We start from the raw sequence: 11,457 nt of genomic DNA on the forward strand, positions 1-11,457 counted from the left end.
AACAGCAGCCAATACCAGTGTAACCCCAATCAAAACAGGTCCATTGAGCATTGATGCAGACGGAGTATTAACCTTAGATCCAAACACTGTATCGGGCACGTACCAAATCACTTATACTATTTGTGAAGACGGTGCAACCCCTGTAAATTGTTCAACCACTACTGCTACAGTTGAAGTTAAAAATCCAATCGTAGCCAACATTGACAATACCTACCCAGTTCAAACACCGGGTACAACAACGGCAACGACAGTTGGAAATGTAACAGCAAACGATACCCTAAACGGACAGCCGGTAACAGCAGCCAATACCAGTGTAACCCCAATCAAAACGGGTCCATTGAGCATTGATGCAGACGGAGTATTAACCTTAGATCCAAACACTGTATCGGGCACGTACCAAATCACTTATACTATTTGTGAAGAGGGTGCAACCCCTATAAACTGTGCAAGTGCTACAGCGACAGTTATAGTTGGAAATGGAGCGATTAAGGCATTGACGGAAACTACACTTTCGGTAAATGGAAGTATAGGAGGAACTACAGCTTCATTAATAAATAATGATACTTTGAATGGAAATCCGGCAATAATCAAAAATAATGTTGGAGGAGTAATCTTAAAGGCAATAAATGTTCCGACAGGATTGACTTTAAATGCAGACGGAACTGTAACCGTAAAAGCGGGAACTCCGATAGGAAGATATGAAGTAGAATATAGTATTTGCGAATATCTAAATCCAACAAACTGTGCGACTGTAAAAAGTTATGTTCCGGTAACAGGTGCAGTTATAAAAGCAAATAATGATAATGCCGGAACTGTTGACAGCAGTAAAGGACAAAGTTCTCCAACAAGTATTTTTCAGAATGATACTTTAAACGGTGTGTTATTGAATCCTTCGACTGTTATCTTAACTACCATTGTTCCAAATCCGAATTTAATTTTAGAAGCTGATGGTACAATTGAAGTAAAACCAGGAACGGCATCAGGAACTTATGAATTAACCTATCAAATTTGTGAAGCTTTAAACCCAACTAATTGCAGTCAGGCTGTTGCGAAGATTACAGTAATTAACGTTGTAGATCCAGATCCTCCAATACCTTTTGTGAAGATTGTGATTGTAAATGATGGTATTATAAATGTCGATGGTATAAATGGTTCTCTCGAATTTATCAATGTTTTGGACAATGATTTATTGAAAGGTTCACCAATTAATCCTTCAGAAGTTACATTTACCGATCTTTCAAAAAGTCCTTATTTTGAATTTAATTCTGACGGAACCGTAAATGTAAAACCAAACACTCCTGGCGGAAATTACACCTTAAATTATCAGGTTTGCGAAAAAGCACATCCAACTAATTGTGGTACCGCTACGCTAACTATTTTTGTTGAAGTTCCTGCTATTGCAGTAATTAAAACAGCAGTATTTAATGATGAAAATGGAAGTGGATTTGCAAATGCAGGTGAAACTATTACATACAAATTTAAAGTAACCAATACTGGAAACGTTCCATTAACAGGTGTTATGATTTCTGATCCTTTACCAGGAGTTGTAGTTTCAGGACAGGCAATTGATTTAGATGTAAACGAATCTGATGAACACAATTTTACCGCTACTTATAAAATCACACAAAATGATATCAACAAAGGTAGCGTAAGCAATCAGGCAAGCGTTCAGGGACGAAGTGGTAAAGGAGTTGTGGTCGATGATATCTCCGATGATGAAAGTAATCTGGAGGACAAACCTACCTTATTGCCTTTAACCGGATGTGTTATAAAAGTCTTTAATGCATTCTCACCAAATGGAGATGACAAAAATAGCAGATTCTATATTCAGGGCTTAGAATGTTATCCAAGCAACACGGTTGAAATTTATAACCGTTGGGGAGTTTTGGTATTTGAAATGGACAACTACAATAACGAAGATCGTGTTTTTAAAGGTTTCTCTGAAGGTCGTACCACTATAAAACAATCTGAAGGATTACCGGTAGGAACTTATTTCTACATTCTGAAATACAAAGACAACGCATCAAATCCGCATGAACAATCGGGTTATTTATATATCAACAAGTAAAAATTACGGCGGCCTGGTACTTTCGGGCCGTTTCTTAAAAGCCATTTAAATGAAAAAGATAATTTTAATGTTCCTGTTTTTTTCGGTTGTGTGTTCTGCTCAGCAAGATGCTCAATACACACAATACATGTACAATACCATCGCAATAAATCCTGCTTATGCGGGCTCTCGTGGTGCATTAAGTGTTTTTGGGTTGTACCGTACACAATGGATTGGACTGGACGGAGCACCCGAAACAAGTACTTTCTCCATCAATACACCTCTAAACAACAGTAATTTAGGATTAGGAGTTTCTTTGGTAAACGATAAAATTGGCCCTACCAACGAGAACACTTTATCAGCCGATTTGTCTTATAGTGTTCCAACCTCAGAAACTTTTAAGCTTTCTTTTGGAATAAAAGCCACAGCGAATCTTTTTAATCTGGACATCAACAAATTGAATCCAGAAAATCAAGGCGATCCGCAGTTTCAGAATCTAAACAATAGAATTACCCCTAACATTGGAGCCGGGGTTTATTGGCATTCTGACAAAGCGTATTTGGGATTGTCAATTCCGAATTTTATCGAAACCAATCGTTTTAATGATGATGATACGGCTATTTTTAAAGATAAAATCAACTACTATTTAATGGCAGGCTACGTTTTTGATCTGAATTATTACATCAAATTCAAACCGGCAATATTGACTAAAATGGTTCAGGGAGCACCTTTACAAGTAGATGCTTCTGCTAACTTTATGTTCGATGATAAATTTGTCGTTGGACTGGCATATCGTTGGAGCGCCTCGCTTAGTGCAATGGCTGGTTTTCAGGTAACAGATGGTTTATATATTGGTTATGGCTACGATCATGAAACCACTAATTTAAGAAGATACAATTCCGGATCACATGAAATCTTCCTGCGTTTTGAGTTTCTTAATAATTATAATAGAATTACCTCACCAAGATTCTTCTAAAACGTTCCTCTATGAAAAGCCAAAAAATACTATACACCTTATCATTTTTATTTCTTTTTTTTAATACAATTGCACAGACCGGCAGAATAAATTATGCCGATACCAAATACGAAAAGTACGCTTATATCGATGCCATAAAAATATACGAAAATGTGGCTGACAAAGGATATAAAGATGAAAAAATGTTTCAGCGTCTTGGGAATTCCTACTATTTTAACGGGGAGCTGGTAAAAGCTTTAAAGTGGTATGATGAATTGTTTGCAATGAAGGAACAGCAAGAGTCGGAATATTTGTACCGATATGCACAATGCCTTAAAGCTGCCGGAAATTATACTAAAGCAGATGCGACATTAGAAAAATTCAATCAAAAACTGACATCCGATAAAAGAGGGATTTTATTCGAATCCAATAAAAATTATTTGAACGAGATAAAAGCAAATTCAGGACGATTTGAAATTGCCGATGCCGGAATAAACTCTAAGTATTCAGATTATGGGAGTACTATTTTTGATAATAAACTAGTTTTTACATCTGCACGAGATACTGGCGGAGTCGCAAAGAAAAATTTCAAATGGACCAACAGCTCCTTTACCAATTTATACACTGCGGAGATGCTTCCGGATGGCAGTATAGGAACGCCAGAACGTTTTCAGAAAAAAGTAAATACAAAATTTAACGAATCAACACCTGTTTTTACAAAAGATGGGCGAACCATGTACTTTACCCGAAATAATTTTTTAAACGGAAAAAGAGGTAGAAACGATAACAAGGTCACCTTATTAAAGCTGTACAAAGCAAATTTAATAGAAGGAGAATGGAAAAATATCGAAGCACTTCCGTTTAACAGCGATCAGTATAGTGTAGCGCATCCAACTTTAAGTGTAGATGAAAAAACACTCTATTTTGCTTCAGATATGCCGGGAACGTTAGGACAGTCGGACTTGTTTAAAGTTGCCATAAATGACGATGGAACTTTTGGAAAACCTCAAAATTTAGGGGTAGGAATCAATACAGAAGGAAGAGAAACCTTTCCTTTTATTTCCGAAGATAATGAACTTTATTTTGCAACAGATGGAAGACCCGGATTGGGCGGACTTGATGTATTCGTAGCAAAAATAAATAAAGAAGAAACCTTTGAAGAAATACAAAATATTGGAGAACCAGTAAACAGCCCACAGGATGATTTTGCTTTTATAATAAACAGTAAAAACAGAAACGGATTCTTCTCTTCCAACAGAGATAATGGCCACGGACTTGATGATGTTTACCGATTCACAGAAAGAAGAAAACTGAATTGCGAGCAGGAATTAATAGGTACTATAACCGATTCGGAAACCAACACAGTTCTTTCAAATACGAAAGTAGCATTGTTCGATGAAAATTTCCAGGCTGTTGCAGAAGTTGTTTCTGATGAGAAAGGAAATTATATTTTTCCGAATGTAAAATGTGGTAAAAATTATTCTGTTCGAGCTTCAAAAATGGATTATGAGAGCAAGGAAACTCCGGTAACAATAAAAAGAAATTCTGGAAAAACGACTTTATTGATTCAGCTGGAAAAGAGAATTAAACCCATTGAAGTGGGAACAGATCTGGCAAAGACACTTGACATTCCTATTATCTATTTTGATCTCGACAAAGCCACTATTAAAAAAGAATCCGCTTATCAGTTAGAGAAAATTGTCGAAATTCTAAAACAATACCCAGCCTTAAAATTGGATATCCGTTCCCATACAGACAGTCGACAAACCTTGCAATACAATCAGGTTTTATCCGACAAGAGAGCCAAATCAACCCGAAACTGGCTGATTCAAAAAGGAGTAGACCCAGCCCGATTAACCGCAAAAGGATACGGCGAAACCCAATTGGTAAACCAATGTTCTGATGGAGTAAAATGTACCGATGAAGAACATGAACGCAACCGAAGAAGCGAATTTGTAATCACCAATTTGTAAATAAAAAGTAATAGTTTAAAGCTCTTTTCTAAATTTTAGAAAAGGGCTTTTTTCGTTGTTATCAAATTATTCGCAATCTTGTCATCCCGAGGAACGAGGGATCACACTAGTAATTCGACAAAGATTGAAGCAGGTTATATTCGCAATCTTGTCATCTCGAGGAACGAGGGATCACACTAGTAATTCGACAAAGATTTACGATATTAAGAATAGAGTTTAGAATGTATTTACTTCGTCAGTCGTTATCGCTCGAGTTTCCTTCGTCAAAAGGACCAAACGATGCGTAAAATACAAATTGGTACCAAACAACCCACAACAAAAACTTTGCACCTTAGCGTCTTTGCGAGCAAAAAAAATAGTAATTTATTCATTGGCAGGGTGGGAATTCATAGCAACCATCGGGCTAATTTCACTTAAAAAATCAAATTCATCCACGGGAAATATCTGGAGAACAGTTTCTAAAATGAGACCTACATTAATGCCAGTCTCTGAATTTTCATATCGATTCTGATTCAATGCGAGAACGCATAATTTAAGCATTTCGGTAATCACACTGCCTAACTCAGAATAATTTGCAAACTTAATTTGAGCCATACTGGTTTCTGCATTATCATTGGCCGATTTTAGAGTGTGGAAATATCGGGCGGTTAGTTTTTGTAGTTGCTCTAGATTTTTAAATTCATTTGTTTCCATGATAGCATCTTTGATATATTAAGTTCTGTTTTTTTGCGAAATAAATGTATTAAACTATTGGCGTAAATAGCACGACACTTATGTCGTGTTAATAAAATATTGTACTCTTTCTAATCTTAAGTAAGTTGGGTTTATTATTTTTTAGGTTTTTTCTTATGAAAAATAACTAGATTTGCGATTGTAAATAGTTAGGAGTTAAAAAAATGGGCTGAAAGCCCCTAAAGCATTAGCGTAGTGCATCGCACTACGATTAAATAGACAAGTACCGCCCTGAAAGGGCAAAAGCAAATTAAAAAACGTAGTTCCAAAGAAGAGTTGGGGGCATTTTTAAATAAATATCATGTAGCTTATGATGAACGTTTTCTATGAGATTAGTGCTTTCGCCCTTTCAGGGCTTAGAGAGGCAATCGTTTTTATATTCGTAGTGCGATGCACTACGCTATTGTTAAGGCTCTTTCAGAGCATGTTCGGGACGTTTATGATTTGAGGCCCTGTTTATAGTAAACTAAAATATTTTTAAGTGATATTCATAATCATAGATTTATAATGATAAGTACTTAAAGTCTATAAAAATGGGCTGAAAGTCCAAAAGCATTAGCATAGTGCGTAGCGCTATGAAATTAGCGTAGTGCGATTAATTAGACAATGAGTACCGCCCTGAAAGGGCAAAAGCAAATTAAAAAACGTAGTTCCAAAGAAGAGTTGGGGGCATTTTTAAATAAATATCATGTATCTTATGATGAACGTTTTCTATGAGATTAGTGCTTTCGCCCTTTCAGGGCTTAGAGAGGCAATCGTTTTTATATTCGTAGCGCGATGCACTACGCTATTGTTAAGGCTCTTTCAGAGCATGTTCGGAACGTTTATGATTTGAGGCCCTGTTTATAGTAAACTAAAATATTTTTAAGTGATATTCGTAATCATAGATTTATAATGATAAGTACTTAAAGTCTATAAAAAGGGGCTGAAAGTCCAAAAGCATTAGCATAGTGCGTAGCGCTATGAAATTAGCGTAGTGCGATTAATTAGGCAATGAGTACCGCCCTGAAAGGGCAAAAGCAAAAGACAACAGTAAATAAAAGAGCATTATGCCACAATCATTATCAAAAGTATATGTTCATTTAGTATTTAGTACTAAAAGACGTTATCCCTTTATTGACAATGTCATACAAGAGCGTTTATGGGAATATCTTGGCGGAATTTGTAAAGGATTAGAATGCAATCCAATTCAGATAGGAGGCTATCAAGATCATGTACATGTACTGTGTTTACTATCTAAAAAAGTCACCCAAATGAAATTGGTTGAAGAAGTAAAAAAGCAATCCTCAAAATGGATAAAAACAATAGACGATCGTTACGCGAAATTCTATTGGCAGGATGGTTATGGTATATTTTCTGTCAATCCATCAGAGCTAGAGAGAGTAATACATTATATTAAGAATCAGGAAGAGCATCATAAAAAACGTGGCTTCAGAGAAGAGTTGGTGGCATTTTTAAATAAATATCAGGTAGTTTATGATGAACGTTTTCTATGGGATTAGTGCTTTCGCCCTTTCAGGGCTTTGGTGATAATCGTTTTTATATTCGTAGTGCGGTGCACTACGCTATTGCTAAAGCTCTTTCAGAGCATGTTCGGAACGCTTATGATTTGAAGTTCCTTTATTATAAAAACAAAATATATTTAATTGATTATTCATAATGATATATTTATAATGATAAGTACTCAAAGCCTTTAAAAAAAGGACTGAAAGTCAAAAAACATTAGCTTTCAGGGCTTAAGGTAGGAGTCATTTTTTATTTGTAATGGTAGATTGCGCTGTTACTAAGCCTCGTTTATTATAAAACAAAACACATTTAATTGATTTATTCATAATCATAGATTTATAATGATGAGTACTTAAAGTATGTAAAAAAGGGCTGAAGGCTCAAAAGCATTAGCATAGTGCGTAGCGCTATGAAATTAGCGTAGTGCACCGCACTACGATTAAATGGACAATGAGTATCGCCCTGAAAGGGCAAAAGCAAATCTTCAACAGATTTTTTTATTTAGAATAAATCTGACAATCAAAAAAACAATGCGCTTTTCGTAAAAAAAGATTAGAATTCGATCCTTTCTTTAAACTAAAATTTATAAAACATAAAATATTAGTTATTTTGCTTAAAATGAATGTTTTATGGTTTTAAAAAACTGTTTTTCATTGTGGTGTATCTACATTTTTTTCTAACTTTATAAATCTAAAATTTTTCAGATATGACTGTAGATCAAATACTAAACACAAAAGGGAAAAATGTTTATTCAGTTCTTTCAACGACAACGGTTTATGAAGCCTTAAAGGTGATGGGAGAGAAAAACATAGGAGCCATTCTTGTTATTGATGGTTCCGATTTAAAAGGAATATTGTCTGAGAGGGATTATGCTCGAAAAATTGTTTTAAAAGATAAATCATCGAAAGAAACCTTTGTGCATGAAATTATGGAAAGCAATGTTTTCTCGGTAAAACTTTCAAATAAGATTGAAGATTGTATGGAACTGATGAGTACCAAAAGAATCAGGCATTTACCGGTTTTAGAAGATGGAATTGTAGTGGGAATTATATCTATAAGTGATGTAGTTAAGGCCATTATAGAAATTCAGAAAGATACTATTAATCATTTAAACTCTTATATTTCGCAATAAAACAACCGAAAAATAAAACATATTAAAAAAATGGTCCAAATTATTTTGGGCTATTTTTTTTTCGTCCCGAATTTTATTTTTAAGAAAAGAAACTGGTAAAAATATGCCATTTTAAAACAAGACTTATATCTTTGTAAGCTAGAATAAAAGCTAAAATAAATGAACAAAGAGAGTAAAAGAAGAGAAGCGTTACTGTACCATTCAGAACCAACTCCAGGAAAAATTCAGGTAGTTCCAACAAAAAAATATGCAACCCAAAGAGATTTATCTTTGGCTTATTCGCCGGGAGTTGCAGAGCCATGTTTAGACATTGCAGCAAACGTAGAAGACGTTTACAAATATACAGCAAAAGGAAATTTAGTTGCCGTAATCTCAAACGGTACCGCAGTTTTAGGACTTGGGGACATTGGTCCTGAAGCTTCTAAGCCTGTAATGGAAGGAAAAGGATTGTTATTCAAGATATTCTCTGACATTGATGTTTTTGATATTGAAATCGGTACAAAAGATATTGAAGAATTTATTCAGACCGTAAAAAACATTGCCCCAACTTTTGGAGGGATAAATCTGGAAGATATTAAAGCACCGGAATCTTTTGAAATCGAAAGAAGACTGGTAGAAGAATTAGACATTCCGGTAATGCACGATGATCAGCACGGTACCGCAATTATTTCGTCAGCGGCTTTAATTAATGCACTTGAATTAGCAGGAAAGAAAGCAGAAGATGTAAAAGTTGTAGTTTCGGGTGCAGGTTCTGCCGCGATTGCTTGTACAGATTTATATGTTTTGTTGGGAGTTCAGGTTAAGAACATCAAGATGTTTAATAGTAAAGGACTTTTAACAAAAGATAATTCTTCACTATCAGAACTGCAATTGAAGTATGCTGTTGATGGACCTAAAATTGAATTGGCTGAAGCGATAAAAGGAGCTGACGTTTTCATCGGATTATCTTCAGGTGACATCTTGACGCCTGCAATGTTATTGACAATGAAAGAAAATCCGATTGTTTTTGCTATGGCAAATCCAAATCCGGAAATCGATTATAACTTAGCTACAGAAACTCGTAAAGATGTTATTATGGCTACAGGACGTTCAGACTTTCCTAACCAGGTAAACAACGTTTTAGGTTTTCCATATATCTTTAGAGGAGCATTAGACGTACGTGCTACAAAAATAAACGAAGCTATGAAAATGGCCGCGGTAAAAGCATTAGCTATCTTGGCAAAAGAGCCGGTACCGGAGCAGGTTAACGTAGCATACGGAGCAACAAAATTAGGTTTTGGTAACGATTATATCATCCCTAAACCATTTGACCCTAGATTGATTACTGTGGTTGCACCTGCAGTTGCAAGAGCAGCAATGGAATCGGGAGTAGCAAAAAATCCTATTACCGACTGGGCAGCTTATGAAGATGTGCTTCGCGAACGTATGGGGAATGACAATAAAATGGTACGTTTGATTACCAACCGTGCTAAAGTGAGTCCTAAAAGAATTGTTTTTGCTGAGGCAGATCAGTTAAATGTACTTAAAGCAGCACAAATTGTACATGAGGACGGAATTGGTTTCCCAATTTTATTAGGTAACAAAGAAGTTATTTTAGAGCTTAAAGAAGAATTAGGTTTTGATGCTGAACTTGAAATCATCGACCCTAAAACGAATGAAGAAGAAGGAAGACGTAACCGATTTGCAAATTCTTACTGGGAAACAAGAGGAAGAAGAGGCGTTTCGTTACTTGATTCACAAAAATTCATGCGCGAAAGAAACTATTTTGCAGCTATGATGGTAAATGAAGGTGAAGCAGATGCTTTGGTAACAGGACATACAAGAAGTTATCCAACCGTAGTGAAACCAATGTTGCAATTGATCGAAAAAGCACCGGGAGCCTCATTAATTGCTACGGCTAACATGATGTTGACTTCACGCGGACCAATGTTCTTGTCGGATACAGCAATCAATATCAATCCTTCGACAGAAGACTTGATTAACATTGCAATCATGACGGCTAAAACAGCTAAAATGTTTGGTGTAGAGCCTGTTATTGCAATGGTTTCTTATTCAAATTTCGGATCTTCAACAAGCCCGAATGCATCAAAAGTGAGAGAAGCAGTAGCATATTTGCATAAAAATCATCCTGACATGATTGTTGATGGAGAGATTCAGGCTGATTTTGCATTGAATCAGGAAATGCTTGCAGAAAAATTCCCGTTCTCTAAATTAGCAGGTAAGAAAGTGAATACTTTGATTTTTCCTAATTTAGATTCGGCTAACATTACTTATAAAATGCTTAAAGAATTATACAAAGTAAATTCTATCGGGCCAATTATGATGGGAATGGGTAAGCCGGTTCACATTTTCCAATTAGGAGCAAGTGTTGAAGAAATGGTGAATATGGCTGCAATTGCGGTTATTGACGCTCAGGAAAAAGAGAGTAAAAAGATTAAATTAGCAAAATAGTATAGATAATAAGGTTCCAATAATATTGTCGTATTTTTAATGCATTTTTATTATATTTGACCTTAATAAATTATACTATGATAGCACATTTACAGGGGAAATTAGTAGAGAAAAATCCAACAGAAGTCGTAATTGAATGCGGCGGCGTGGGGTACCAGGTAAACATTTCTTTACATACCTTTTCATTAATTCCCAATGTAGAAAATATAAAATTGTATACGCATCTTCAAATCAAAGAAGATGCGCATACATTATTTGGTTTTGTAGAAAAATCAGAGCGCGAAATATTCAGAATGTTATTGTCGGTTTCCGGAATTGGAGCGAACATTGCCAGAACAATGTTGTCTTCTATAGAACCAAGACAAATTATCAATGCTATTGCCTCGGGAGATGTAGGCGTAATCCAGTCCATAAAAGGAATTGGAAACAAAACAGCACAAAGAGTTATACTTGATTTAAAAGAAAAAGTGTTAAAATTGTACGATTTGGACGAAGTTTCAGTCGTTCAAAACAATACAAATCGAGATGAAGCGTTATCTGCTTTGGAGGTTTTAGGTTTTGTTCGTAAAACTTCTGAAAAAGTAGTTGAGAAAATCGTAAAAGAAGATCCCGAAGCTACGGTGGAAACCATCATCAAAAAAGCATTAAAAAGCCTATAAAA

At 35.5% G+C, this 11,457-nt stretch carries 8 protein-coding genes; 7 read left to right on the top strand and 1 reads right to left on the bottom strand.

Features of this window, described 5'->3' with window-relative positions; translation table 11 throughout:
• From FLA105534_RS07535 to FLA105534_RS07545, 3 genes are all read left to right on the top strand, one after another.
• On the top strand, positions 1-2,068 hold a 2,068-nt coding region (locus FLA105534_RS07535; RefSeq protein ID WP_173965410.1), incomplete at its 5' end, for a T9SS type B sorting domain-containing protein.
• 49 nt (positions 2,069-2,117) lie between these two features.
• Positions 2,118-3,023, top strand: a complete 906-nt coding sequence (locus FLA105534_RS07540; RefSeq protein WP_173965411.1) for a PorP/SprF family type IX secretion system membrane protein — start codon at positions 2,118-2,120, stop codon at positions 3,021-3,023.
• Between the two features lie 11 nt (positions 3,024-3,034).
• A complete protein-coding gene (locus tag FLA105534_RS07545; RefSeq protein ID WP_173965412.1) occupies positions 3,035-4,975 on the top strand; it encodes an OmpA family protein in 1,941 nt (646 codons plus the stop codon).
• Between the two features lie 363 nt (positions 4,976-5,338).
• Here the strand turns inward: FLA105534_RS07545 and FLA105534_RS07550 are convergent, their stop codons facing one another.
• Positions 5,339-5,668 (bottom strand): hypothetical protein, encoded by a 330-nt coding sequence (locus tag FLA105534_RS07550; RefSeq protein WP_173965413.1) that lies wholly within the window; start codon positions 5,666-5,668, stop codon positions 5,339-5,341.
• 1,088 nt (positions 5,669-6,756) lie between these two features.
• Here FLA105534_RS07550 and tnpA point away from each other — a divergent pair.
• From tnpA to ruvA, 4 genes are all read left to right on the top strand, one after another.
• Entirely contained in the window at positions 6,757-7,209 is a 453-nt protein-coding gene (tnpA, locus tag FLA105534_RS07555) for an IS200/IS605 family transposase (protein WP_173965414.1), read from the top strand.
• Between the two features lie 710 nt (positions 7,210-7,919).
• Positions 7,920-8,345: a CBS domain-containing protein gene (locus tag FLA105534_RS07560; RefSeq protein ID WP_173965415.1), complete on the top strand. Its 426-nt coding sequence runs from the start codon at positions 7,920-7,922 to the stop codon at positions 8,343-8,345.
• A gap of 159 nt (positions 8,346-8,504) precedes the next feature.
• Positions 8,505-10,796 (top strand): NADP-dependent malic enzyme, encoded by a 2,292-nt coding sequence (locus FLA105534_RS07565; RefSeq protein WP_173965416.1) that lies wholly within the window; start codon positions 8,505-8,507, stop codon positions 10,794-10,796.
• A 77-nt stretch (positions 10,797-10,873) separates the two neighbouring features.
• Positions 10,874-11,455 (top strand): Holliday junction branch migration protein RuvA, encoded by a 582-nt coding sequence (gene ruvA, locus FLA105534_RS07570; protein ID WP_173965417.1) that lies wholly within the window; start codon positions 10,874-10,876, stop codon positions 11,453-11,455.
• Positions 11,456-11,457 lie beyond the last annotated feature (2 nt).

Source organism: Flavobacterium collinsii (genome assembly GCF_902804485.1).
GTDB lineage: Bacteria > Bacteroidota > Bacteroidia > Flavobacteriales > Flavobacteriaceae > Flavobacterium > Flavobacterium collinsii.